This is a genomic window from Catenulispora sp. GP43 (genome assembly GCF_041260665.1).
In the GTDB taxonomy this organism is placed as follows: domain Bacteria; phylum Actinomycetota; class Actinomycetes; order Streptomycetales; family Catenulisporaceae; genus Catenulispora.
Genome location: NZ_JBGCCT010000005.1, coordinates 104,376 through 127,855, shown reverse-complemented (window position 1 = coordinate 127,855; position 23,480 = coordinate 104,376). Strand labels below are relative to the sequence as shown.

The window sequence follows — 23,480 nt, the reverse complement described above, 5'->3', positions numbered from 1 at the left end:
ACTGGTTACTTGGCCTTCTCGAGAACCTCGACCAGGCGCCAGCGCTTGGTCGCCGAGGTCGGCCGGGTCTCCATGAGCAGGACGCGGTCGCCGATGCCGGCCGTGTTCTGCTCGTCGTGGGCCTTCAACTTGGTGGTGCGGCGCACGACCTTGCGGTACTTCGGGTGCTTCTTGCGGTCCTCGACCTCGACGACGATGGTCTTCTCCATCTTGTCGCTGACGACGTACCCCTCGCGCACCTTGCGCGCGCCACGCTCCTCGGTGGTCTCCACCGTCTGCTCGCTCACTTCGCCTCCTCAGTACTGATGCCGAGCTCACGCTCTGTCATCAAGGTGTAGATGCGAGCGATGTCCTTCTTCACGGCGCGCATGCGGCCGTGGTTCTCAAGCTGGCCGGTGGCCTGCTGGAAGCGGAGGTTGAACAGCTCCTCCTTGCTCTCACGGAGCTTCTCCAGCAGTTCGGCGTCGCCGAGCTCGCGCAGTTCGCGCGCGGTGGTCCCGGTCGCCATCAGATGTCACCTGCCTCACGCTTGATGATCCGGCACTTGAGCGGGAGCTTGTGCGTCGCGCGAAGCAGGGCCTCGCGAGCGCGCTCCTCGTTCGGGTACGAGAGCTCGAAGAGCACTCGGCCGGGCTTGACGTTCGCGACCCACCACTCGGGCGAACCCTTACCGGAACCCATGCGGGTCTCGGCCGGCTTCTTGGTCAGCGGACGGTCCGGGTAGATGTTGATCCACACCTTGCCACCACGGCGGATGTGCCGGTTGATGGCGATACGGGCGGACTCGATCTGCCGGTTGGTCACGTACGCCGGGGTCAGCGCCTGGATGCCGTACTCGCCGAACGCCAGGTTGTTGCCGCCCTTGGAGGCGCCCGAGCGACCGGGGTGGTGCTGCTTGCGGTGCTTGACCCGCCGAGGGATCAGCATCACGCCTCCTTAGACTCGGTAGGGGCCGCGGCCGGAGCCTCGGCCGGAGCGGCAGCCTGGGCCGGAGCCTGGGACTGCTGGCCGCCACCGCCGCCGCCGCCGTCGCGACGCGGACCGCGGCCACCGCCGCCGCCGCCGTCACGGCGCGGGGGACGGCCGCCGCCGTCGCGGCCGCCGCCACGGCGGTCGCCGTCACGCTGCGGACGCCCGGCACGGGCCTCGGCGGCGTTCAGCGCACGCTGCGCCGACAGCGAGGTGACATCGCCCTTGTAGATCCAGACCTTCACGCCGATGCGGCCGAAGGTGGTCTTGGCCTCGTAGAAGCCGTAGTCGATGTTCGCCCGCAGCGTGTGCAGGGGCACGCGGCCCTCGCGGTACTGCTCCGAGCGGCTCATCTCGGCGCCGCCCAGACGACCGGAGACCTGGACCTTGATGCCCTTGACGCCGGCCTTCATCGAAGACTGGATCGCCTTGCGCATCGCGCGGCGGAACGCCACGCGCTGGGCCAGCTGCTCCGCGATGCCCTGCGCGACCAGCTGGGCGTCACTCTCGGGGTTGCGCACCTCGAGGATGTTCAGCTGGACCTGCTTGGCGGTGAGCTTCTCGAGCTTGCCGCGGATGCGGTCGGCCTCGGCGCCGCGGCGGCCGATGACGATGCCCGGACGCGCCGTGTGGATGTCGACGCGGACGCGGTCACGCGTGCGCTCGATCTCCACCTTGGAGATGCCGGCGCGGTCCATGCCCTCGGTCATGAGGCGGCGGATCGCGACGTCTTCCTTGACGTAGTCCTTGTACAGCTTGTCGGCGTACCACCGGGACTTGAAGTCCGTGGTGATGCCGAGGCGGAACCCATGCGGGTTAACCTTCTGGCCCACTATCGGGTCCTGCCCTTCTGCGCGACGCCCGCGGTCTCCTGGACCACGATCGTGATGTGCGAGGTCCGCTTGCGGATGCGGTAGGCGCGGCCCTGGGCGCGCGGCCGGAACCGCTTCAGGGTCGGGCCCTCGTCCACGTACGCCTCGCTGATCACCAGCGAGCCGCGGAGCTGCTTGTTGTTGCGCGCGTTGGCGGCAGCCGACGCGACGCACTTGAAGACCGGCTCGGCGGCGGCGTACGGCGCGAAGCGCAGGGTGTCCAGCGCCTGCTCGACGTCCTGGCCGCGGACCATGTCCACGACGCGGCGCACCTTCATGGCGGTCATGCGGATGTTCTTCGCCTGGGCAATGGCCTCATTGCCCGCGAGGTCCTTGGCCTTGTTCTCAGCCACGGCGCGACCTCCGATCGTCCTTCACGTGACCCTTGAACGTGCGGGTCGGGGAGAACTCGCCCAGCTTGTGGCCGACCATGGCCTCGGTGATGAACACCGGGACGTGCTTGCGGCCGTCGTGCACGGCGATGGTGTGACCCAGCATGTCCGGCACGATCATCGAGCGCCGGGACCAGGTCTTGATGACGTTCTTGGTGTTCTTCGCGTTCTGGGCGTCCACCTTCTTCATCAGGTGGCCGTCCACGAAGGGACCCTTCTTGAGACTGCGCGGCATCTAAACCTCCTCCTAGCGCTTCTTGTTGGTCTTGCGACGGCGGACGATGTACTTGTCGGAGGCCTTGCCCGGCTTGCGGGTACGGCCTTCCTTCTGACCCCACGGGGACACCGGGTGGCGGCCACCGGAGGTCTTGCCCTCACCACCACCGTGCGGGTGGTCGATCGGGTTCATCGCGACACCGCGGACGGTCGGGCGCTTGCCCTTCCAGCGCATGCGGCCGGCCTTGCCCCAGTTGATGTTCGACTGCTCGGCGTTGCCGACCTCGCCGACCGTGGCGCGGCAGCGCAGGTCGACGTTGCGGATCTCGCCGGAGGGCATGCGCAGCTGCGCGAACGGGCCGTCCTTGGCCACGAGCTGCACGCTCGCGCCGGCCGACCGGGCGATCTTCGCGCCGCCGCCGGGGCGGAGCTCGATCGCGTGGATCGTGGTACCGGTCGGGATGTTGCGCAGCGGCAGGTTGTTGCCGGGCTTGATGTCCGCGCCGGGACCGTTCTCGATCCGGTCGCCCTGGCTCAGGTTCTTCGGAGCCAGGATGTAGCGCTTCTCGCCGTCCGCGTAGTGCAGCAGCGCGATGCGGGCGGTGCGGTTCGGGTCGTACTCGATGTGAGCGACCTTGGCCGGCACGCCGTCCTTGTCGTTGCGGCGGAAGTCGATCAGACGGTAGGCCCGCTTGTGGCCGCCGCCCTGGTGGCGCACGGTCACACGGCCGGTGCTGTTGCGACCGCCCTTGCTGTGGACCGGGACGACCAGCGACTTCTCCGGGGTGCTCCGGGTGATCTCGACGAAGTCGGCGACCGAGGAGCCGCGACGGCCCGGGGTCGTCGGCTTGTACTTACGGATGCCCATTAGGAAACCGGCCCTCCAAACAGCTCGATGCGGCCCTTCTTGCCGCCACCGGGGTTCGGGTCCACGGTCACGATCGCGCGCTTGGTGTCCTTGCGCTTGCCCACGCCGTAGCGCGTGCGCTTGCGCTTGCCCTGGCGGTTGATCGTGTTCACCGACAGGACCTTGACGTCGAAGATCTCCTCGACGGCCTCGCGGATCTGGATCTTGTTCGTGTCCGGGTGGACGACGAACGTGTAGGTGTTCTGGTCCAGAAGGGCGTAGCTCTTCTCCGACACCACCGGCTTGATGATGATGTCGCGGGCCAGGACCGAGCGGTCAGCGAACTTGCTGCTCACGCGTCGCTCCCCTCAACTTCGAGGGAGGACGCCACCGCGGTGGCCGACTTCCCCTTAGCGGGACCGGCGATGAACTGGTCGTACGCGCCCTGGGTGAACACGACGGCGTCGTTGACGAGCACGTCGTAGGTGTTCAGCTGGCCGACGTCGATCAGGTGCACGGTCGGGACGTTGCGGAGGCTCTTGTAGGAGACCTCGTCGGTGCGCTGCAGCACGACCAGCACGTTCTTGTGCTCGGTCACGCCCTTGAGCAGCGCCACGGCGGACTTGGTGTTCGGCGTGGAGCCCTCCACCAGAGCGTCCACCACGATCACGCGGCCGTCGCGGGCCCGGTCGGACAGGGCACCGCGCAGGGCGGCGGCCTTCATCTTCTTCGGGGTGCGCTGGGCGTAGTCGCGCGGCACCGGGCCGTGGACGACGCCACCGCCGGCGAACTGCGGCGCGCGGGTCGAACCCTGACGGGCCCGGCCGGTGCCCTTCTGGCGGTACGGCTTCTTGCCGCCGCCGGACACCTCGCCGCGGGTCTTGGTCTTGTGCGTGCCCTGGCGGGCCGCGGCCAGCTGGGCCACCACGACCTGGTGGATCAGCGGGATGTTGGTCTGGACGTCGAAGATCTCGCCGGGGAGGTCGACGGAGACAACCTGCGTCATGTCAGGCTCCCTTCTTGACCGAGGTCTTGACCAGGACCAGCCCGCCGTTGGGGCCGGGGATGGCACCCTTGACCAGGATCAGGCCCTTCTCGGCGTCCACGGCCTGGACGGTGAGGTTCTGGACGGTCACGCGCGCGGAGCCCATGCGGCCGGCCATGCGCACGCCCTTGAAGACGCGACCGGGGGTCGCGCAGGCGCCGATGGAACCGGGCGAACGGTGCTTGCGCTGCACGCCGTGGCCCGCGCCGAGGCCCCGGAAGTTGTGGCGCTTCATGACACCGGCGAAGCCGTGGCCCTTGGAGGTGCCGGAGACGTCGACGATCTGACCCTGCGTGAAGGTCTCGGCGGTGATCTCCTGGCCGAGCTCGTACTCGGCGGCGTCGGTGGTCCGGATCTCCACGGTGTAGCGGCGCGGCGTGACGCCGGCCTTCGCGAAGTGGCCGGCCTCGGGCTTGGTCACCTTGGTCGGCTTCACGGCACCGTAGGCGATCTGCACGGCCTCGTAGCCGTCGATCTCCTGCTTGCGGATCTGCGTCACCACGCACGGCCCGGCCTTGACGACGGTCACCGGGACGACCCGGTTGTTCTCGTCCCAGACCTGGGTCATGCCGAGCTTCTCGCCCAGGACGCCCTTAATCTGCTTTCCCATGTGCCGGCCGCCTAGAGCTTGATCTCGATGTCGACGCCCGCGGGGAGGTCGAGACGCATCAGCGAGTCAACCGTCTTCGGGGTCGGGTCGAGGATGTCGATGAGTCGCTTGTGCGTGCGCATCTCGAAGTGCTCGCGCGAGTCCTTGTACTTGTGCGGCGAGCGGATGACGCAGTACACGTTCTTCTCAGTCGGCAGCGGCACCGGGCCGGCGACCTGCGCACCAGTGCGGATCACGGTCTCGACGATCTTCTTCGCCGAGGAGTCGATCACCTCGTGGTCGTAGGCCTTGAGCCTGATGCGGATCTTCTGTCCCGCCATGGCTGCTTGGTTCCTTATCCTTCGTCTTTCTTGGACCTGTTGTCCGGCGTCTGCGTCGGCCCTCCCCGATCGGTGCCGGAGAGTGCTCGCATCAACGCGACCGGCGGTCGGGGCGGTTGTGGACCCACCTGACCACCGGGTTTGCCGCGTTCCACAACCTGTGTGTCCCGCGAAGCCTGTCGTGCTTTGCCCGCTTCTTCCGGTCCACGCGGTCGGGCGTGTCGCCCGGCGGACCGTGGAGATCCCGTAGGCGTGGCTCATCGCCTCGCCTGCAGAACCGGATTCCGCGAGAACGTGCCCTACCAGCAGTGGAGCCCTGGCCGAGGACGGCCGGGAGCCCCCGCGCACCCGCTGCTTCCCCTCGAACGGAGGCACAATCGGGCGCGGACGGTCAGGCAACCTCAACAGTATGGCCCAGGCCTGGGGGTTTTGGGAAATCGGGGCGTGGGGAAACCAGGCATTCATTTTGAGATGTGATATGGGGCACATCGCGCGCGGGCCGATCCCGGGGCCCCGACGCTGGTCACCGACAGGAATCGGGCCGGTACTGTCGATATTCGACAGGACCGGCCCGGCACCCACATGCCTCATGCCGCGACGCGCATCCCCTCGGCCGCCGTACCCTTCGCCGCCACACCCTCTTCAGCCACGACCAGCGTCGGATACTCCTTGTACTCCACCGCATTCGCCGCCCGGGCGGTCAGCCAGTTGAAGAAGCCGCCGGCCAGTTTGCCGCTCAGCATCTTGTAGATCTTGTCCCGCTTTGCGATCTTCTTGGCGTCCAGCGGCGCCAGGAAGCCGCCCGCGCCCTTGCCCTGCCTCTGACCGGTCTTGGCGGCCGGACGCAGGATCCGCTCGTAGGCGGCGAACGCGGCGGTGTGGTCGGCGCCGGCCGCGGCGAGTTCGCCGGCCAGCACGTGCGCGCCCATCATCGCCATGCCGGTTCCGCTGCCGCCGGGGCCGGCGCACCACGCGGCGTCGCCGAGGAGCACGACCCGGCCGGTCGACCAGCTGTCCATGTGGATCTGGCTGAGGGTGTCGAAGTAGAGGTCGTCGGCCTTCGCCAGGTGCTCCAGCAGGCGCGGGGTCTCCCAGCCGGCGCCGGCGAAGGTCGCGGCGACCAGTTCCTTCTGCGCGGCGGTGTCGCGCCGGTCGTACTCCAGGCCCGGGGCGTGGAAGACGAGGCCGACGCCGATGCGGTCCCGGTCCCGGCCGCTGCTGGCCATCACGCCGCAGCCGGGGACGTTGTAGATGCGGCCCTCGTGGTCCAGGCCCAGGTCGTTCGGAGCCGTGAAGCCGGCTATGGCCCAGCCCAGGTCCTTGCGGAACCGCTCCTCGGGGCCGAAGGCCAGGCGGCGGACCCCGGAGTGCAGACCGTCGGCGCCGACCACCAGGTCGTAGTCCGCGACGGCGCCGCCGGCGAAGGTCACCCGGACGCCGTCGGCGCCCTGCTCCAGGCCGACGATCCGGTCGCCGAAGACGTAGTCGGTGTAGTCGCGGGTGGCGTCGTAGAGGATGCGCGCCAGGTCGCCGCGCTCGATCTCGACCTCGCCGCTGAAGAAGGCCGAGGAGAAGGCCAGGACGGGCTGCCCGGCGCCGTCGATGATCACCTCGTCCCCCATCGCGGTCTCGGCGGCCTTCACCGCGTCGAAGATGCCCATCGCCTTGAGCAGCTTCACCTGTTCGCCGCGGAAGTCGACGGCGCCGCCGCTGTCCCGCAGGAACGCCGAGCGCTCGACGACGGTCGCCGCGAAGCCGTGCCGGTGGAGCCAGTAGGCGAGCGCGGGGCCCGCGATGCCGGCGCCGGATATCAGGATGCTGCGGGTGTTCTTCATGGCCTGCTCCTTGGATTCCCTGCCCTGCCGTGGTTGATGACCCGACTGTACAATCGTCTTGGACATTCGTGCAAGACATTTGTTCAAGACGCTTGGCCAAACGTGTCGATCCGCGATTCCCGGCGGGGTGCGGCATACGGTCACGCCATGGAAGCCGCCTACACCCTCGACGACGCCCGCGCCCTGTTCCCCGACCTGGTCGAGGAGGCCCGCGTCACCCGCCACCCGGTCTACGTCACGGACGACACCGGCGAGCCGGTGGTCGCGATCGTGGACATGCGCTGGCTGGAGGAATGCGAGAAGTTGATGGCGGCGGCCCACGGGTGAGGAAGCCCGGCACGGGACTCCGGCCTAGAGCAGCCTGAGGCCGAACCGGTCGGCGAAGTACTGGTACCGCCGCTTGGTCAGGGTGGCGAGCGGCAGCCCGTAGGACAGGCAGCCGGCGGCGATCCAGGCCTCGTCGGAGGACGGCGCCCGGCCCGCACGCTGCGCCGCGACAGTGATGCGGGCCCAGATCCGGCAGACGGTGTCGTCGCCGCCGAGCACCCGGTCGGGATCGGTCCACCGGCTCAGGTCCTCGGCCCGCGAGTGGCCCCACAACAGGCGTTCGGGCCACGTCGCCAGCTCAGCCAGCGCGACGAAGGGCAGGACCACGGTGCGGCCGGCGAGCTTGCCCGGCGCCGGATCCGCGGTGAACCAGCGGGAGGCCAGGGCCGTGTCCGCGGCGACGAGGTCGGGCGGGGGATACCCGGCGGCCGGCGCCGCACCGGCCACGGCGACCAGCCGCGGCGCGGGATGCGGATACTCATCGACCAGCGCAGCAGATGCAGTGGCAGTGGCAACCAGCCGTGGCACGGAATCCTGATTCTCGTCCGCCGGCACCGCGGCGGGCGGATACTCGCCGGCGGAAACCATCTCCAGTCCGCGGTGCACACCGGCCCGCAGGCCGGCGCGCCGGCCCAGCACCTCCCCCACCGTCAGCCACCGCGACATCAGCTCGTCGGCGCCAGGAGCGCGCTCCTCATCGGCCATGGCGCTGCCGCTCCTGCCGAAGCCAGGCCAGGAACGCCTTGTGCTCGCGCTCCGAGGCGAACAGCGTCGGCCAGGTCGCCAGCTCCTCGCGGGTCAGGGGCCTGATGCCGGCGTCGCCGACCCGCGCCGCGAGGTCGCGGCGGCGCAGGGGCTGGACGCGGGCCAGCCACGCGTCGAAGGGCTCGCCGGGTTGCGGGGGATACTTCACGCCCACCTCCGAGTTCGGGGAATGACATCTAGTTAATTCCCCTGAGACCGGTGCCGGGTGTGAGCCGTGCAGGAAATTCACTCGAAAGTAGACGCGGGAAGGCCCCCGGAGCTCGAAGCTCCGGGGGCCTTCCCGCAGTGCCACTCAGCGGCCGTGAGGCCGCGGAGGCCTTACTTGGTGATCTTCACCACACGACCGGCACCGACGGTGCGGCCACCCTCACGGATGGCGAACCGCAGGCCCTCCTCCATGGCGATCGGCTGGATCAGCTCGACGGCCATCTCGGTGTTGTCGCCCGGCATGACCATCTCGGTGCCCTCGGGGAGGGTCACGACGCCGGTCACGTCGGTCGTCCGGAAGTAGAACTGCGGACGGTAGTTGTTGAAGAACGGGGTGTGGCGGCCGCCTTCGTCCTTGCTCAGGATGTAGACCTGGGCGTCGAAGCCGGTGTGCGGGGTGGTCGTGCCCGGCTTGATCACGACCTGGCCGCGCTCGACGTCGTCGCGCTTGATGCCGCGGAGCAGCAGACCGACGTTCTCGCCGGCCTGGCCCTCGTCGAGCAGCTTGCGGAACATCTCGACGCCGGTGACGGTCGTCGTCTGCTTGGTCTCACGGATGCCGACGATGTCGACGGTCTCGTTGACCTTGACGATGCCGCGCTCGATGCGACCGGTGACGACGGTGCCACGACCGGTGATCGTGAAGACGTCCTCGATCGGCATCAGGAACGGCTTGTCGATCTCGCGCTCCGGCTGCGGGATCGCGGTGTCGACGGCCTTCATCAGCTCCAGGAGCTTGGCGGTCCACTCCGGGTCGCCCTCGAGCGCCTTGAGCGCCGAGACGCGCACGACCGGCAGGTCGTCGCCCGGGAACTCGTACTCGGAGAGCAGCTCGCGCACCTCGAGCTCGACGAGCTCCAGGATCTCCTCGTCGTCCACCATGTCCGACTTGTTCAGCGCGACCACGATGTAGGGCACGCCGACCTGGCGGGCCAGGAGCACGTGCTCCTTGGTCTGCGGCATCGGGCCGTCGGTGGCGGCCACGACCAGGATGGCGCCGTCCATCTGGGCCGCACCGGTGATCATGTTCTTGATGTAGTCCGCGTGACCGGGGCAGTCGACGTGCGCGTAGTGCCGCGCGTCGGTCTGGTACTCGACGTGCGCGATGGAGATGGTGATACCGCGCTGACGCTCTTCGGGCGCCTTGTCGATCTGGTCGAACGGGGTGTAGGGGTTCAGGTCCGGGTGAGCGTCGTGCAGAACCTTGGTGATGGCCGCGGTCAGCGTCGTCTTCCCGTGGTCGATGTGACCGATGGTGCCGATGTTGACGTGCGGCTTGTTCCGCTCGAACTTCGCCTTCGCCACGTTGTCCTCCTGTGGACTGGTGAGGTGCCGCCGGGGATGGATTCCGCCGGCGGCGTTTCTACGGATTCTCAGGAGGGACCGGAATCAACCGGTACTCTCCCGACGGCTTGGGCTACTCGCCGCGCGCCTTCTTGACGATCTCTTCCGCCACGTTCCGGGGAACCTCGGCGTAGGAGTCGAACTGCATGCTGTACGAGGCCCGGCCGGACGTCTTGGACCGCAGGTCCCCGACGTAGCCGAACATCTCGCTCAGCGGGACCAGGGCCTTGACGACCCGGGAACCGAACCGCTCCTCCATGGCCTGGATCTGGCCACGGCGGGAGTTCAGGTCGCCGATCACTTCGCCCATGTAGTCCTCGGGCGTGGTGACCTCGACCGCCATCATCGGCTCGAGCAGCGCCGGGTCGGCCTTGCGGGCCGCTTCCTTGAACGCCATCGAACCGGCGACCTTGAAGGCCATCTCGGAGGAGTCGACCTCGTGGTACTTGCCGTCCAGCAGCGTCACCTTCACGCCGGTCAGCGGGAAGCCGGCGAGCACGCCGAACTCCATCGCGTCCTGGCAGCCGGCGTCGACCGAGGGGATGTACTCCTTCGGGATCCGCCCGCCGCTGACGGCGTTGACGAACTCGTAGCCCTCGGCACCCGGCTCGCCGTCCGCAAGCGGCTCGAGCGAGATGATGACGGAGGCGTACTGGCCCGAACCACCGGTCTGCTTCTTGTGCGTGTACTCGACCTTCGGCACCGCGCGACGGATGGTCTCGCGGTAGGCCACCTGGGGCTTGCCGACGTTCGCCTCGACCTTGAACTCGCGGCGCATGCGGTCCACCAGGATCTCCAGGTGGAGCTCGCCCATGCCGGAGATGACGGTCTGGCCGGTCTCCTCGTCGGTGCGAACCTGGAAGGACGGGTCCTCCTCGGCCAGGCGCTGGATCGCGACGCCCAGCTTCTCCTGGTCGGACTTCGTCTTCGGCTCGATCGCGACGTGGATCACCGGGGCCGGGAAGGTCATCGACTCCAGGATGATCGGGTTCGCGGTGTCCGACAGCGTCTCGCCGGTCGTGGTGTCCTTCAGACCCATGACGGCGATGATGTCGCCGGCGCCCACCGACTCGATCTCCTCACGCTTGTTCGCGTGCATGCGGTAGATCTTGCCGATGCGCTCCTTGCGCCCCTTGACCGAGTTCAGGTACGTGCCGCCGGACTCCAGCTTGCCGGAGTAGACCCGCACGAACGTGAGCTTGCCCAGGTGCGGGTCGCTCATGATCTTGAACGCCAGCGCCGACATCGGCTCGTCGTCGGAGGGCTTGCGGTGCAGCACCGTCTCCTCGTCGCCGACCTTGTGGCCGTCGATGGCCTCCACGTCCAGCGGCGAGGGCAGGTAGCGCACGATCGCGTCGAGCAGGGGCTGCACGCCCTTGTTCTTGAACGCGGTCCCGCAGAACACCGGGTTCAGCTTGGCGGCCAGAGTGGCGCGGCGGATGGCCGCGTACAGCTGCTCCGTGGTGGGCTCCTGGCCCTCCAGGTACAGCTCCATCATCTCGTCGTCGGCCTCGGCGATGGTCTCCAGCAGACGCCCGCGCCACTCGTCGGCGGCCTCGGTGTGGGTGTCCGGGATGTCGACCTCGTCGTAGGCCTCGCCCAGCTTGGTCTCGGCGCTCCACACCAGGGCCTTCATCTTCACCAGGTCGATGACGCCCTTGAAGTCCGCCTCGGCACCGATCGGCAGCTGCATGACCAGCGGGGTGGCCTGCAGACGGGTGACGATCATGTCGACGCAGCGGTGGAACTCCGCACCGGTGCGGTCCAGCTTGTTGATGAAGCAAATGCGCGGGACGCCGTAACGGTCGGCCTGCCGCCAGACCGTCTCGGACTGCGGCTCCACGCCGGCGACACCGTCGAACACCGCGACCGCGCCGTCGAGAACACGCAGCGAACGCTCCACCTCGACGGTGAAGTCCACGTGCCCGGGCGTGTCGATGATGTTGATGGTGTTGTCGACGTTGTCCACCGACCAGTGACAGGTCACAGCAGCGGACGTGATCGTGATGCCACGCTCCTGCTCCTGCTCCATCCAGTCGGTGGTGGCAGCGCCGTCGTGGACCTCGCCGATCTTGTAGCTCATACCCGTGTAGTACAGGATGCGCTCGGTCGTCGTGGTCTTGCCCGCGTCGATGTGGGCCATGATCCCGATGTTGCGGACCTTGGCCAGGTCAACGGCGTTGGGGGCCATTTCGCTCAGCTACTTTCTGCGGTCTCGGCTACCGGGGTTACCAGCGGTAGTGCGCGAACGCCTTGTTCGCGTCCGCCATCTTGTGCGTGTCCTCGCGGCGCTTGACCGAGGCACCCAGGCCGTTGGAGGCGTCCAGGAGCTCGTTCATCAGGCGCTCGGTCATGGTCTTCTCGCGGCGCTGCCGGGAGTAGCCGACCAGCCAGCGCAGGGCCAGCGTGGTGCTGCGGCCGGCGCGGACCTCGATCGGCACCTGGTAGGTCGCACCACCGACGCGGCGGGACTTGACTTCCAGGGTCGGCTTGACGTTGTCCAGCGCGCGCTTGAGCGTGATCACCGGGTCGGTGCCGGTCTTCTCGCGGCAGCCTTCCAGGGCGCCGTAGACGATGCGCTCGGCGGTGGAGCGCTTGCCGTCCAGCAGCACCTTGTTCACCAGGGAGGTGACCAGGGGCGAGTTGTAGACCGGGTCGATGACGACCGGGTGCTTCGGGGCAGGACCCTTGCGAGGCATTAGCTCTTCTCCTTCTTGGCGCCGTAGCGGCTGCGGGCCTGCTTGCGGTTCTTGACGCCCTGGGTGTCGAGCGAGCCACGGACGATCTTGTACCGAACGCCCGGCAGGTCCTTCACGCGGCCGCCGCGCACGAGCACGATCGAGTGCTCCTGCAGGTTGTGGCCGACGCCCGGGATGTACGCCGTGACCTCGATGCCGGAGGACAGCTTCACACGGGCCACCTTGCGCAGAGCCGAGTTCGGCTTCTTGGGCGTGGTGGTGTACACGCGGGTGCAGACGCCGCGGCGCTGCGGGGACCCCTTGAGGGCAGGAGTGTTGCTCTTCACAACCTTGTCCTGCCGGCCCTTGCGGACCAACTGCTGAATGGTAGGCACTAGGTGCTGGCCTTCCCTTTCCTTCTACGGCTCCACGTGGGCGACCCCGGTCGTGGAGAGCTACTACCTCTCGGTTTCGCGTCGAGTTCCTGCTTGTCCACTTGTCACACACCCCTGCGGGACCGGGTCCGTCCTGTCCGGGTATAACCCGGGACGTCCAGTCCACGAGGTCGGGTGTGTCGCGACCAACAGACCCCTGCTGCCTCCGGCGGAACGGCGAGCGGCTTGGGCCGACGCCACCGAACGAACGGTGCGCAGGCAGGAGCAGCCGGGGGGACACCCCTGGCACGGCGACGAGCCTACCCAGGGCATGCCTGTGAGGTCAAAACGAGGGGAGGGACCCTAGCACCGGCGAAGGCCGCCATCAAGGCGGCTGGTCCGGTCCCTGGACCCACCACGGTCCGCCGTGCCGGCGAACCCACTCATTCTCGCATGCCGGACATAGGTCCGTGACCTTTTAACGGGACGGGTGACATTCGGCGGCACCTGGGTCAACGGCAGGGGCCCGGGAGGTATTCCCGCGTCCCACCCGGCCCGCTCCGTCACGTGAGCAACAGCGTGAGGACGCCCTTGATGCCGGCGTGCGCGACGAAGTAGTAGTGGAAGATCAGGTAGGCCAGGATCGCCAGATCGGCCATCCCCAGCAGCCGCGCCAGGTCCGCGATCCCGGCTCCGGTCCGCCGCCCCTCCGAGGCCAGTATGTTCCGCTTGGCCCGCGCCCCCCAACGGGCCGCCAGGACCGCGGCCACCAGAGCCACGACTATCGGCAGGTTGTAGAACGGCGTCCACGACGACCACGCCAGCGCCGCCGCCGCCATCGCGGCCACCGCGCGCAGGTCCACCCGTGCGCCCTGCTCCGGCGGGTGGCCGCCGCCCTGGCGCGGTACCGGACCGGCCGAGGGCCGGCTGCCGCCGGCGCTGTAGTTGGGACGCCCGACCTCGGGCTGCTCGTTCATCGGCACTCCGCTTTTCAGGTCACAGGCGACACATTCAGAGTACCCATCAGGAACCTGAACCACGTCTCGCGCATCTAAGTACGGAATGGTCCTCAGGACGGGGGAAACGATGACAGAGCAAGAAGTCTTCCAGAAGCAGTTCAGCGCGTTGGCCGTGACCACGCGTGCGGCCTTGGTCTTCCGCTACCGCGAAGGCCTGCCGCTTTCCCATGTGGCCCAGCTGGTCGACCGGCCGGCCGGGAAGCTGGAGCAGCACCTTGATCGAGTTCTGACAGAACTGAAGGGCGCCGGGGCACTGGAGTCCGGCCACCAGGAGACCGCTGAAGAGGTCCTGTGCCAACGGCTCGAGGAACTGCGCGGCGATCCCGCGCTGTCCGCCTTCAGCCTCGTGTGCGCGGTCCGGGCCAAGCAGCAGGAACGCAGGCTGTTCGGCGGTTGGGCACGGCGCGGGTTCGCCTGAGCCGGTCCTCGACGACGCCGAAGGGCGGCCGCTCCCCCACGGGGGAAGCGACCGCCCTTTCAGCGCTTTACGCGATCAGCGCCCGAACTCAGCCGCTGTAGCCGCCGAAGTCGTACTCCTCCAGCGGAACCGCCTGGCCGGAGCCGCTGCCGAAGCTGTACGACGAGTAGTCGTCGTCGTAGCCCACCAGCGTGTACATCTGGGCCTTCGCCTCTTCGGTCGGCTCGACCTTGATGTTCCGGTAGCGCGGCATGCCGGTCCCGGCCGGGATCAGCTTGCCGATGATCACGTTCTCCTTCAGGCCGAGCAGCGAGTCGGACTTGCCGTTGATCGCCGCGTCGGTCAGGACCCGGGTGGTCTCCTGGAAGGAGGCCGCCGACAGCCACGAGTCCGTGGCCAGCGACGCCTTCGTGATACCCATCAGCTGCGGACGACCCGAAGCCGCGTGCCCGCCCTCGGCGATCACCTTGCGGTTCTCGGTCTCGAAGCGGCTGAACTCGACCAGCTCGCCCGGGAGCAGTTCGGCGTCCCCGGCCTCGATGATCGTCACCCGGCGCAGCATCTGCCGGACGATGATCTCGATGTGCTTGTCGTGGATCGGCACACCCTGGCTGCGGTACACCTTCTGGACCTCGGCCACCAGGTGGATCTGCACCTGGCGCTGGCCCAGGATGCGCAGCACGTCGTGCGGGTTGATGGTGCCCTTGGTGAGCTCCTGCCCGACCTCGACGTGCTGGTCGTCGGAGACCAGCAGCATGGTGCGCTTGCTGACCGGGTAGGCGACCTCCTCCACCGACGGGTCGTCGGGGGTGATGACCAGCTTGCGGGTCTTGTCGGTGTCCTCGATCCGGACCCGGCCGGCCGCCTCGGCGATCGGCGCCACGCCCTTGGGCGTGCGGGCCTCGAACAGCTCGATGACACGCGGCAGACCCTGCGTGATGTCGTCACCGGCCACACCGCCGGTGTGGAAGGTGCGCATGGTCAGCTGGGTGCCGGGCTCGCCGATCGACTGCGCGGCGATGATGCCCACCGCCTCGCCGACGTCCACCAGCTTGCCGGTGGCCAGCGAGCGGCCGTAGCACATCGCGCAGGTGCCGACCTTGGACTGGCAGGTCAGGACCGAGCGGACCTTGACCTCGGCCACGCCGTTCTCGATCAGCTTGTCGATCGCCACGTCGCCGAGGTCCACGCCGGCGTCGAGGATCGTCTTCTTCTCGACGACGACCTTCTCCGCGGTGTTGCGCGCGTAGACCGAGTTCTCGACGTTCTCGTCCTTGATCAGCCGGCCGTCGGAGCCGCGGGACGCGATCGGCATCACGATGCCGCGCTCGGTACCGCAGTCCTCCTCACGGATGATCACGTCCTGCGAGACGTCCACCAGACGCCGGGTGAGGTACCCGGAGTCGGCGGTGCGCAGCGCGGTGTCAGCCAGACCCTTGCGGGCGCCGTGCGTCGAGATGAAGTACTCGACGACCGACAGGCCCTCGCGGAAGGACGCCTTGATGGGACGCGGGATGGTCTCGTTCTTGGCGTTCGACACCAGTCCACGCATACCGGCGATCTGCCGCATCTGCATGAAGTTACCGCGCGCTCCGGAGTCGACCATCATGAAGATCGGGTTCGTCTTCGAGAAGTTCGCCTGCATCGCGTCGGCGACGTCGTTCGTGGCCTTGGTCCAGATGGAGATGAGCTCCTGGTTGCGCTCTTCCTTGGTGACCAGACCGCGCTCGTACTGCTTCTGGATCTTGGCGGCCTGGGCCTCGTAGCCCTCGAGGATCTCGCCCTTCTTCGGCGGCACGACGATGTCCTCGACGGACACCGTGACGCCGGAGCGGGTCGCCCAGTAGAAGCCCGCGGACTTCAGGTTGTCCAGGGTCGCCGCGACGGTCACCTTCGGGTAGCGCTCGGCCAGGTCGTTGACGATCGCCGAGAGCTGCTTCTTGGCCACCTCGCGGTTCTCGTACGGGTAGTCCAGCGGCAGCAGCTCGTTGAACAGAGCGCGGCCCAGCGAGGTCTTCAGGCGGAACGGCTGACCGGTCTCCCAGCCCTCCGGCGCCACCCAGCCGCGCGGCGGCACGGCCTCGGAGATCCGCAGCTCGATCGGCGCCTGCAGGTCCAGCTCGCGGTTGTCGAAGGCCATCATGGCCTCCGAGATCGAGCCGAACGCCCGGCCCTCGCCCTTCATCCCGTCACGGTCCATCGTGAGGAAGAAGATGCCCAGGACCATGTCCTGCGTCGGCGAGGTGATCGGCCGGCCGTGCGCCGGGGACAGGATGTTGTTCGAGGACAGCATCAGGACCCGGGCCTCGGCCTGCGCCTCGGCGGACAGCGGCAGGTGCACCGCCATCTGGTCGCCGTCGAAGTCCGCGTTGAACGCGGTGCAGACCAGCGGGTGGATCTGGATCGCCTTGCCCTCGACCAGCTGCGGCTCGAAGGCCTGGATGCCCAGACGGTGCAGCGTGGGGGCGCGGTTGAGCAGCACCGGGTGCTCCCCGATGACCTCTTCCAGCACGTCCCACACGACCGGCCGCGCGCGCTCCACCATCCGCTTGGCGGACTTGATGTTCTGCGCGTGGTTCAGGTCCACCAGCCGCTTCATCACGAAGGGCTTGAACAGCTCCAGCGCCATCTGCTTGGGCAGACCGCACTGGTGCAGCTTGAGCTGCGGGCCGACGACGATGACCGAACGGGCCGAGTAGTCGACGCGCTTGCCCAGCAGGTTCTGGCGGAACCGGCCCTGCTTGCCCTTGAGCATGTCGCTCAGGGACTTCAGCGGACGGTTGCCGGGACCGGTGACCGGACGGCCGCGGCGGCCGTTGTCGAACAGCGAGTCCACGGCCTCCTGCAGCATCCGCTTCTCGTTGTTGACGATGATCTCCGGCGCGCCCAGGTCCAGCAGCCGCTTGAGGCGGTTGTTCCGGTTGATCACGCGGCGGTACAGGTCGTTCAGGTCGGAGGTCGCGAAGCGGCCACCGTCCAGCTGCACCATCGGACGCAGGTCCGGCGGGATCACGGGCACGCAGTCCAGCACCATGCCGGACGGCGAGTTGTTGGTCGAGCGGAAGGCCTCGACGACCTTCAGCCGCTTCAGGGCCCGGGTCTTCTTCTGGCCCTTGCCGTTGCGGATGGTGTCGCGCAGCGACTCCGCCTCGGCGTCCAGGTCGAAGGTCTCCAGACGCTTCTGCAGCGCCGCGGCGCCCATCGAGCCGGAGAAGTACGTGCCGTAGCGGTCACGCATCTCCCGGTACAGGATCTCGTCGCCCTCCAGGTCCTGGACCTTCAGCGACTTGAACCGGCTCCAGACCTCGTCCAGGCGGTCGATCTCGCGCTGCGCGCGGTCGCGCAGCTGCTTCATCTCCCGCTCGCCGCCCTCGCGGACCTTGCGGCGCTGGTCGGCCTTGGCACCCTCGGCCTCCAGGGCCGCCAGGTCCTCCTCCAGCTTCTTCTGCCGGGCCTCGACGTCGGCGTCGCGCCGGTTCTCGACCTGCTGGCGCTCGACGGAGACCTTGGCCTCCAGCGAGGGCAGGTCGCGGGTGCGCCGCTCGTCGTCGACCTCGGTGATCATGTAGGCGGCGAAGTAGATGACCTTCTCCAGGTCCTTCGGCGCCAGGTCCAGCAGGTAGCCCAGCCGGGACGGCACACCCTTGAAGTACCAGATGTGGGTCACGGGCGCGGCGAGCTCGATGTGGCCCATCCGCTCACGACGCACCTTGGCCCGGGTGACCTCGACCCCGCAGCGCTCGCAGATGATGCCCTTGAAGCGCACCCGCTTGTACTTGCCGCAGTAGCACTCCCAGTCCCGGGTGGGGCCGAAGATCTTCTCGCAGAAGAGCCCGTCCTTCTCCGGCTTCAGGGTGCGGTAGTTGATGGTCTCCGGCTTCTTCACCTCGCCGTAGGACCAGGTGCGGATGTCGTCGGCAGTCGCCAGACCGATACGGAGCTCGTCGAAGAAATTGACGTCAAGCATATGGTTTCTATCCTCCTCGATGACTCGTTCGATCAGACCTCTTCGACACTGGACGGCTCACGCCGGCTCAGGTCGATGCCCAGTTCCTCGGCCGCCCGGAAGACGTCCTCGTCGGTGTCGCGCAGCTCGATCATGGTGCCGTCCTTGCTGAGCACCTCGACGTTCAGGCACAGCGACTGCATTTCCTTGATCAACACCTTGAAGGACTCGGGGATGCCGGGTTCGGGGATGTTGTCGCCCTTGACGATGGCCTCGTAGACCTTCACGCGGCCGAGCACGTCGTCGGACTTGATGGTGAGCAGTTCCTGCAGCGCGTACGCGGCGCCGTAGGCCTCCAGCGCCCACACCTCCATCTCGCCGAACCGCTGGCCGCCGAACTGGGCCTTACCGCCCAGCGGCTGCTGCGTGATCATCGAGTAGGGGCCGGTGCTGCGGGCGTGCAGCTTGTCGTCCACCAGGTGGTGCAGCTTCAGGATGTACATGTAGCCGACCGAGATCGGGTACGGGAACGGCTCGCCGGAGCGGCCGTCGAACATCCGGGCCTTGCCGGTGCTGTCCACCAGGCGGACCCCGTCGCGGGTCTTCAGGGTGTTGCCCAGCAGGCCGGTGATCTCGTCCTCGCGGGCGCCGTCGAAGACCGGGGTCGCGACCTTGGTCTTCGCCTCGGCCTTGTCCGCGCCGATCGAGCGCAGGCGCTCCTGCCACTCGGCCTGGCCGTCGCCGATGTCCCAGCCGGTGGCGGCGATCCACCCGAGGTGGGTCTCCAGCACCTGGCCCGGGTTCATGCGCGAGGGCACGCCCAGCGGGTTCAGCACGATGTCGACCGGGGTGCCGTCCTCCAGGAACGGCATGTCCTCGACCGGGAGGATCTTGGCGATGACACCCTTGTTGCCGTGCCGGCCGGCCAGCTTGTCACCGTGGGTGATCTTGCGCTTCTGCGCCACGTACACCCGGACCAGCTGGTTGACGCCCGGCGGGAGCTCGTCGCCGCTGTCGCGGTCGAAGATGCGGACACCGATGATCTTGCCCTGCTCGCCGTGCGGCACCTTCAGCGAGGTGTCGCGGACTTCGCGGGCCTTCTCACCGAAGATCGCGCGCAGCAGCCGCTCCTCGGGGGTGAGCTCGGTCTCGCCCTTGGGCGTGACCTTGCCGACCAGGATGTCGCCGGGGACGACGTCGGCGCCGATCCGGATGATGCCGCGCTCGTCGAGGTCGGCCAGGACCTCCTCGGAGACGTTCGGGATGTCCCGGGTGATCTCCTCCGGGCCCAGCTTGGTGTCCCGGGCGTCGACCTCGTGCTCCTCGATGTGGATCGAGGACAGGACGTCGTCCTGCACGAGGCGCTGCGACAGGATGATCGCGTCCTCGTAGTTGTGGCCCTCCCACGGCATGAACGCCACGAGCAGGTTCTTGCCCAGGGCCATCTCGCCGTCCTGGGTGCACGGGCCGTCGGCCAGCACCGAGCCGACCTCGACCCGCTCGCCCTCGGCGACGATCACCTTCTGGTTGAAGGAGGTGCCCTGGTTGGAGCGGCGGAACTTGGCGATCCGGTAGACGCTGGTGGTCGCGTCGTCGTTGGCGACGGTCACCAGGTCGGCGGAGACCTCGGTCACCACGCCGCCCTTGTCGGCGGTCACCACGTCGGCGGCGTCGACCGCGCAGCGGTACTCCATGCCGGTGCCGACGAACGGCGAGTCCGACTGCAGCAGCGGCACGGCCTGGCGCATCATGTTCGCGCCCATCAGGGCGCGGTTGGCGTCGTCGTGCTCCAGGAACGGGATCATCGCGGTCGCGACGGACACCATCTGGCGCGGGGAGACGTCCATGTAGTCGATGTCGGCCGGGGCCATCATCTCGATCTCGCCGCCCTTGCGGCGGCACAGCACGCGCTCGTCGGTGTAGGAGCCGTCGTCCCGGACCGGGGCGTTGGCCTGGGCCACGACGTACCGGTCCTCCTCGTCGGCGGTGAGGTAGTCGATGTGGTCGGTGACCTTGCCGTCGACGACCCGGCGGTACGGGGTCTCGATGAAGCCGAAGGCGTTGATCCGGCCGTAGGAGGCCAGCGAGCCGATCAGGCCGATGTTCGGGCCTTCCGGCGTCTCGATCGGACACATGCGGCCGTAGTGCGAGGGGTGCACGTCGCGGACCTCGAAGCCGGCCCGCTCACGGGACAGACCGCCGGGGCCCAGCGCGTTCAGCCGGCGCTTGTGGGTCAGACCGGACAGCGGGTTGGTCTGGTCCATGAACTGCGAGAGCTGGCTGGTGCCGAAGAACTCCTTGATGGAGGCCACGACCGGCCGGATGTTGATCAGCGTCTGCGGCGTGATGGCCTCGACGTCCTGCGTGGTCATGCGCTCGCGGACGACGCGCTCCATGCGGGCCAGGCCGGTGCGGACCTGGTTCTGGATCAGCTCGCCGACGCTGCGCAGACGGCGGTTGCCGAAGTGGTCGATGTCGTCCTCTTCGACGACGACCGAGGGCGCGCCCTCGACCTGCGGGTCCATCTCGGTCTCGCCGGCGTGCAGCTTCACCAGGAACTTGATCGCGTTGACGATGTCGTCCTCGGTGAGCACCGTGTTGTCGATGCCGCTGGCCTGCCCCAGCTTCTTGTCGATCTTGTAGCGGCCGACCTTGGCCAGGTCGTAGCGCTTGGGGTTGAAGTACAGGTTGTCCAGCAGGGTCTGGGCCGCCTCGCGCGTCGGCGGCTCGCCCGGGCGCAGCTTGCGGTAGATGTCCAGCAGCGCCTCGTCCTGGCCGGCGGTGTGGTCCTTCTCCAGCGTCTGGCGCATGGACTCGTACTCGCCGAACTCCTCCAGGATCCGGGCGTCGTCCCAGCCCAGGGCCTTCAGGAGCACGGTGACGTGCTGCTTGCGCTTGCGGTCGACGCGCACGCCGACCATGTCGCGCTTGTCGATCTCGAACTCCAGCCAGGCACCCCGGCTCGGGATGATCTTGGCGTTGAAGACGTCCTTGTCGGAGGTCTTGTCGATGTCCTGCGAGAAGTACAGACCCGGGGAGCGCACCAGCTGGGTCACCACGACACGCTCGGTGCCGTTGATGATGAAGGTGCCCTTGTTGGTCATGAGCGGGAAGTCGCCCATGAACACGGTCTGGCTCTTGATCTCGCCGGTCTCGTTGTTCGTGAACTCGGCGGTCACGAACAGCGGGGCGGCGAAGGTGAAGTCGCGGTCCTTGCACTCGTCGATGGAGTACTTCGCGGGCTCGAAGCGGTGGTCGCGGAACGTCAGCGACATGGTGCCCTGGAAGTCCTCGATCGGGGAGATCTCCTCGAAGATCTCCTCCAGACCGGAGGTGGTGGGCACGTCGAGGCCGGCGGCCTGCTGCTCGGAAACGCGACCCTTCCAGGTGGCGTTGCCGACGAGCCAGTCGAAGGACTCCGTCTGCAGCGCGAGCAGGTTCGGAACCTCGAGCGGCTCTTTGATCTTCGCGAAGGAGATGCGGCGGGCGGCGTTCTTGGTGATGTTCTGGGCGGTGCGCGAGGCGGCCAAGAGGGGTCCTTCCGGGGCTCGGACTGGACTGGCTGTCCTTAGCGCTACCGGTGGACCTGTATCCCTACCCGCCGACGGATTCAGCGAAACCCCAGGTCGGCGGCGGTGTAATGGGCACCGGTGCCGGGTGGTGGACGGGGTTTCACGAGGCCGTTGACAGAACAAGGCATGCAGAAAGGCAGCGCAAACGAACAGTGTAGCCATCTTGGCCACGCCTGTCCAGCCCGTGCCTGAATAGGCCTGACGCGGGTCGGCCGGCCCCGTCTCCGGGGCCCCGACGCGTCGGGCAACAGACGGACAGACTAGCCGGATCGACCGACGGTTGTCGCCGCCGACACGGGCCCCGCGTCCGTCCTTCGCACCTTTTTTCTTCCCCGGGCCCTGCCTCGCGCTGCCGTGGCCTCCAGGGGTCAGCTGTATGGGGCTGACGTACCGCAGAATCCCGCGTAGCTGGGCCGACGTCAAGAGGCGTCCGGGGATCAGTGCTGTCGCAAGCCCGCCGCGCACGGTGATCACACTGGTCACGCCCGGAACGCGAAGGACCCCCGGGGAAACCCCGGGGGTCCTTCGAATGGCTCGCGCCGTGAAGAAGAACTACTTCACGGAGACGCCGGCGCCGGCCTCTTCCAGAGCGGCCTTGGCCTTCTCGGCGGTCTCCTTGTTGACCTTCTCCAGCAGCGGCTTCGGAGCGCCGTCGACGAGGTCCTTGGCCTCCTTCAGACCCAGCGAGGTCAGCTCGCGCACGACCTTGATGACCTGGATCTTCTTCTCGCCGGCACCCTCGAGGATGACGTCGAACTCGTCCTGCTCGGCCGGGGCCTCGGCGGCGGCGGCCGGGCCGGCCGGGCCGGCGACGGCGACCGGGGCGGCGGCCACGACGTCGAAGGTGTCCTCGAACAGCTTCACGAACTCGGAGAGCTCGATCAGCGTCATCTCCTTGAAAGCCTCGAGCAGCTCGTCGTTGCTGAGCTTCGCCATGATAGGCGTCCTTTCTCTAAGTGAGTTCTAGCTAGGTTTTGCCGGGTGCCTATCAGGCGTCGGCGGACTTCTTGGCCGACAGCGCGTCCACGGTGCGGACGGCCTTCGACAAAGGAGCCTGGAAGAGCGCCGCCGCGTTCGCGAGGGACGCCTTCATCGCGCCGGCCGCCTTGGCCAGCAGAACCTCGCGGGACTCAAGGTCCGCGAGCTTGGTGATGTCGGCCGGGGTGAGGGTCTTGCCCTCCATCACCCCGCCCTTGATCACCAGAAGGGGGTTCGCCTTGGCGAAGTCACGAAGACCCTTGGCAGCCTCGACCGGGTCGCCCTTGATGAAGGCGATGGCCGAGGGACCCTTCAGCGCCGACTCGTCCAGACCGTCAATACCGGCCTCGCGAGCAGCGACCTTGGTCAGCGTGTTCTTCACCACGGCGTAGTCCGTGGTCGCACCGAGCGCGCGCCGAAGCTCCTTCAGCTGCGCGACAGTGAGCCCGCGGTACTCGGTCAGCACGGCGGCGTTCGAGCCGCGGAAGTGATCCGCGATCTCGGCGACCGCAGCCGCCTTGTCAGGCCTCGCCATACGGGCCTCCTTCCGGGGTGTCAGAGCCGACTCCAGCCTCAAACAAAAAACGCCCGGCGCGTCAGCGCGGGCGTCACGAGTCGGTACCCCGCCCCCAGGGGCGGCAACTGCTTCACTAATCGCGCCTCGGCGGGTCGCTCCGTGAGGAGGCCTTCGACTGGTCCGGGCCGTTCGGCTCGGAGCAGCGACCAGCGGTCTTCGGCTGCGTCAA

At 68.0% G+C, this 23,480-nt stretch carries 25 protein-coding genes; 2 read left to right on the top strand and 23 right to left on the bottom strand.

Translation table 11 applies throughout. The features are described 5' to 3' along the window. Positions 1–5: 5 nt before the first annotated feature. The 12 genes from rpsQ to ABH926_RS12595 all read right to left on the bottom strand — a co-directional run bounded on the left by rpsQ (position 6) and on the right by ABH926_RS12595 (position 7,106). Entirely contained in the window at positions 6–287 is a 282-nt protein-coding gene (gene rpsQ, locus ABH926_RS12650; RefSeq protein ID WP_370365667.1) for a 30S ribosomal protein S17, read from the bottom strand. Beyond that, positions 284–508 (bottom strand): 50S ribosomal protein L29, encoded by a 225-nt coding sequence (gene rpmC, locus ABH926_RS12645; RefSeq protein ID WP_194896210.1) that lies wholly within the window; start codon positions 506–508, stop codon positions 284–286. Before rpmC ends, rpsQ begins: the two co-directional genes overlap by 4 nt. After that, the gene (rplP, locus tag ABH926_RS12640; protein ID WP_012785165.1) at positions 508–927 is read right to left on the bottom strand and encodes a 50S ribosomal protein L16; all 420 of its coding nucleotides are present in this window, start codon (positions 925–927) and stop codon (positions 508–510) included. The genes rpmC and rplP overlap by 1 nt, the downstream gene beginning before the upstream one ends. Beyond that, positions 927–1,802, bottom strand: coding sequence for a 30S ribosomal protein S3 (rpsC, locus tag ABH926_RS12635; RefSeq protein ID WP_370365666.1), 876 nt, complete (start codon positions 1,800–1,802; stop codon positions 927–929). Before rpsC ends, rplP begins: the two co-directional genes overlap by 1 nt. After that, positions 1,802–2,194, bottom strand: coding sequence for a 50S ribosomal protein L22 (gene rplV / locus ABH926_RS12630; protein WP_012785163.1), 393 nt, complete (start codon positions 2,192–2,194; stop codon positions 1,802–1,804). Before rplV ends, rpsC begins: the two co-directional genes overlap by 1 nt. Next, the gene (rpsS, locus tag ABH926_RS12625; RefSeq protein ID WP_344656634.1) at positions 2,187–2,468 is read right to left on the bottom strand and encodes a 30S ribosomal protein S19; all 282 of its coding nucleotides are present in this window, start codon (positions 2,466–2,468) and stop codon (positions 2,187–2,189) included. Before rpsS ends, rplV begins: the two co-directional genes overlap by 8 nt. 12 nt (positions 2,469–2,480) lie before the next feature. Next, positions 2,481–3,317 (bottom strand): 50S ribosomal protein L2, encoded by an 837-nt coding sequence (gene rplB, locus ABH926_RS12620; protein WP_370365665.1) that lies wholly within the window; start codon positions 3,315–3,317, stop codon positions 2,481–2,483. After that, positions 3,317–3,652 carry a 50S ribosomal protein L23 gene (gene rplW, locus ABH926_RS12615; RefSeq protein ID WP_370337325.1) on the bottom strand — a complete coding sequence of 112 codons (336 nt, stop codon included), beginning with the start codon at positions 3,650–3,652 and terminating at the stop codon, positions 3,317–3,319. The genes rplB and rplW overlap by 1 nt, the downstream gene beginning before the upstream one ends. Continuing rightward, positions 3,649–4,302, bottom strand: coding sequence for a 50S ribosomal protein L4 (gene rplD, locus ABH926_RS12610; protein ID WP_370365664.1), 654 nt, complete (start codon positions 4,300–4,302; stop codon positions 3,649–3,651). Before rplD ends, rplW begins: the two co-directional genes overlap by 4 nt. A 1-nt stretch (position 4,303) precedes the next feature. After that, positions 4,304–4,951 carry a 50S ribosomal protein L3 gene (gene rplC / locus ABH926_RS12605; protein WP_370365663.1) on the bottom strand — a complete coding sequence of 216 codons (648 nt, stop codon included), beginning with the start codon at positions 4,949–4,951 and terminating at the stop codon, positions 4,304–4,306. An 11-nt stretch (positions 4,952–4,962) separates the two neighbouring features. Continuing rightward, the gene (gene rpsJ / locus ABH926_RS12600) at positions 4,963–5,271 is read right to left on the bottom strand and encodes a 30S ribosomal protein S10 (RefSeq protein ID WP_012785157.1); all 309 of its coding nucleotides are present in this window, start codon (positions 5,269–5,271) and stop codon (positions 4,963–4,965) included. A gap of 587 nt (positions 5,272–5,858) precedes the next feature. Next, on the bottom strand, positions 5,859–7,106 hold the full coding sequence (locus tag ABH926_RS12595; RefSeq protein ID WP_370365662.1) for an FAD-dependent monooxygenase: 1,248 nt from the start codon (positions 7,104–7,106) through the stop codon (positions 5,859–5,861). Between the two features lie 147 nt (positions 7,107–7,253). Here ABH926_RS12595 and ABH926_RS12590 point away from each other — a divergent pair, with 147 nt between their 5' ends. Beyond that, positions 7,254–7,433 (top strand): type II toxin-antitoxin system prevent-host-death family antitoxin, encoded by a 180-nt coding sequence (locus ABH926_RS12590; protein ID WP_370365661.1) that lies wholly within the window; start codon positions 7,254–7,256, stop codon positions 7,431–7,433. A gap of 24 nt (positions 7,434–7,457) precedes the next feature. Here ABH926_RS12590 and ABH926_RS12585 read toward each other — a convergent pair whose 3' ends face one another. The 7 genes from ABH926_RS12585 to ABH926_RS12555 form a co-directional block, all read right to left on the bottom strand. Beyond that, positions 7,458–8,138, bottom strand: coding sequence for a hypothetical protein (locus ABH926_RS12585; protein WP_370365659.1), 681 nt, complete (start codon positions 8,136–8,138; stop codon positions 7,458–7,460). Beyond that, complete coding sequence (locus ABH926_RS12580) at positions 8,128–8,346, bottom strand: hypothetical protein (RefSeq protein ID WP_370365658.1); 219 nt, start codon at positions 8,344–8,346, stop codon at positions 8,128–8,130. Before ABH926_RS12580 ends, ABH926_RS12585 begins: the two co-directional genes overlap by 11 nt. A 170-nt stretch (positions 8,347–8,516) precedes the next feature. Continuing rightward, positions 8,517–9,710, bottom strand: a complete 1,194-nt coding sequence (gene tuf / locus ABH926_RS12575; RefSeq protein ID WP_370365657.1) for an elongation factor Tu — start codon at positions 9,708–9,710, stop codon at positions 8,517–8,519. Positions 9,711–9,822: 112 nt separating this feature from the next. Beyond that, the gene (gene fusA / locus ABH926_RS12570) at positions 9,823–11,940 is read right to left on the bottom strand and encodes an elongation factor G (RefSeq protein WP_370365656.1); all 2,118 of its coding nucleotides are present in this window, start codon (positions 11,938–11,940) and stop codon (positions 9,823–9,825) included. A 37-nt stretch (positions 11,941–11,977) separates the two neighbouring features. Next, on the bottom strand, positions 11,978–12,448 hold the full coding sequence (rpsG, locus tag ABH926_RS12565; RefSeq protein WP_012785149.1) for a 30S ribosomal protein S7: 471 nt from the start codon (positions 12,446–12,448) through the stop codon (positions 11,978–11,980). Then, positions 12,448–12,822 (bottom strand): 30S ribosomal protein S12, encoded by a 375-nt coding sequence (rpsL, locus tag ABH926_RS12560; RefSeq protein ID WP_012785148.1) that lies wholly within the window; start codon positions 12,820–12,822, stop codon positions 12,448–12,450. The genes rpsG and rpsL overlap by 1 nt, the downstream gene beginning before the upstream one ends. Positions 12,823–13,364: 542 nt before the next feature. Then, positions 13,365–13,778 carry a hypothetical protein gene (locus tag ABH926_RS12555; protein WP_370365655.1) on the bottom strand — a complete coding sequence of 138 codons (414 nt, stop codon included), beginning with the start codon at positions 13,776–13,778 and terminating at the stop codon, positions 13,365–13,367. Positions 13,779–13,887: 109 nt separating this feature from the next. Between ABH926_RS12555 and ABH926_RS12550 the strand changes: the two genes are divergently transcribed. Next, positions 13,888–14,238: a hypothetical protein gene (locus ABH926_RS12550; RefSeq protein WP_370365654.1), complete on the top strand. Its 351-nt coding sequence runs from the start codon at positions 13,888–13,890 to the stop codon at positions 14,236–14,238. An 88-nt stretch (positions 14,239–14,326) separates the two neighbouring features. Here the strand turns inward: ABH926_RS12550 and ABH926_RS12545 are convergent, their stop codons facing one another. From ABH926_RS12545 to rplJ, 4 genes are all read right to left on the bottom strand, one after another. After that, the gene (locus ABH926_RS12545) at positions 14,327–18,205 is read right to left on the bottom strand and encodes a DNA-directed RNA polymerase subunit beta' (RefSeq protein WP_370365653.1); all 3,879 of its coding nucleotides are present in this window, start codon (positions 18,203–18,205) and stop codon (positions 14,327–14,329) included. 32 nt (positions 18,206–18,237) lie between these two features. After that, complete coding sequence (gene rpoB, locus ABH926_RS12540) at positions 18,238–21,714, bottom strand: DNA-directed RNA polymerase subunit beta (RefSeq protein ID WP_370365652.1); 3,477 nt, start codon at positions 21,712–21,714, stop codon at positions 18,238–18,240. Between the two features lie 594 nt (positions 21,715–22,308). Beyond that, on the bottom strand, positions 22,309–22,692 hold the full coding sequence (gene rplL, locus ABH926_RS12535) for a 50S ribosomal protein L7/L12 (protein ID WP_370365651.1): 384 nt from the start codon (positions 22,690–22,692) through the stop codon (positions 22,309–22,311). Between the two features lie 52 nt (positions 22,693–22,744). Next, positions 22,745–23,269, bottom strand: a complete 525-nt coding sequence (rplJ, locus tag ABH926_RS12530; protein WP_370365650.1) for a 50S ribosomal protein L10 — start codon at positions 23,267–23,269, stop codon at positions 22,745–22,747. Positions 23,270–23,480: the final 211 nt, after the last annotated feature.

Coding starts and splice junctions, on each gene's coding strand:
- rplC (WP_370365663.1), bottom strand. CDS start 4,951: ATGGGAAAGCAGATTAAGGGCGTCCTGGGCGAGAAGCTCGGCATGACC.
- fusA (WP_370365656.1), bottom strand. CDS start 11,940: ATGGCCCCCAACGCCGTTGACCTGGCCAAGGTCCGCAACATCGGGATC.
- rplP (WP_012785165.1), bottom strand. CDS start 927: ATGCTGATCCCTCGGCGGGTCAAGCACCGCAAGCAGCACCACCCCGGT.
- rplL (WP_370365651.1), bottom strand. CDS start 22,692: ATGGCGAAGCTCAGCAACGACGAGCTGCTCGAGGCTTTCAAGGAGATG.
- ABH926_RS12550 (WP_370365654.1), top strand. CDS start 13,888: ATGACAGAGCAAGAAGTCTTCCAGAAGCAGTTCAGCGCGTTGGCCGTG.
- rpsJ (WP_012785157.1), bottom strand. CDS start 5,271: ATGGCGGGACAGAAGATCCGCATCAGGCTCAAGGCCTACGACCACGAG.
- rplB (WP_370365665.1), bottom strand. CDS start 3,317: ATGGGCATCCGTAAGTACAAGCCGACGACCCCGGGCCGTCGCGGCTCC.
- ABH926_RS12595 (WP_370365662.1), bottom strand. CDS start 7,106: ATGAAGAACACCCGCAGCATCCTGATATCCGGCGCCGGCATCGCGGGC.
- ABH926_RS12590 (WP_370365661.1), top strand. CDS start 7,254: ATGGAAGCCGCCTACACCCTCGACGACGCCCGCGCCCTGTTCCCCGAC.
- rplJ (WP_370365650.1), bottom strand. CDS start 23,269: ATGGCGAGGCCTGACAAGGCGGCTGCGGTCGCCGAGATCGCGGATCAC.
- ABH926_RS12585 (WP_370365659.1), bottom strand. CDS start 8,138: ATGGCCGATGAGGAGCGCGCTCCTGGCGCCGACGAGCTGATGTCGCGG.
- ABH926_RS12545 (WP_370365653.1), bottom strand. CDS start 18,205: ATGCTTGACGTCAATTTCTTCGACGAGCTCCGTATCGGTCTGGCGACT.
- rpmC (WP_194896210.1), bottom strand. CDS start 508: ATGGCGACCGGGACCACCGCGCGCGAACTGCGCGAGCTCGGCGACGCC.
- rpsS (WP_344656634.1), bottom strand. CDS start 2,468: ATGCCGCGCAGTCTCAAGAAGGGTCCCTTCGTGGACGGCCACCTGATG.
- rpsG (WP_012785149.1), bottom strand. CDS start 12,448: ATGCCTCGCAAGGGTCCTGCCCCGAAGCACCCGGTCGTCATCGACCCG.
- rplD (WP_370365664.1), bottom strand. CDS start 4,302: ATGACGCAGGTTGTCTCCGTCGACCTCCCCGGCGAGATCTTCGACGTC.
- ABH926_RS12555 (WP_370365655.1), bottom strand. CDS start 13,778: ATGAACGAGCAGCCCGAGGTCGGGCGTCCCAACTACAGCGCCGGCGGC.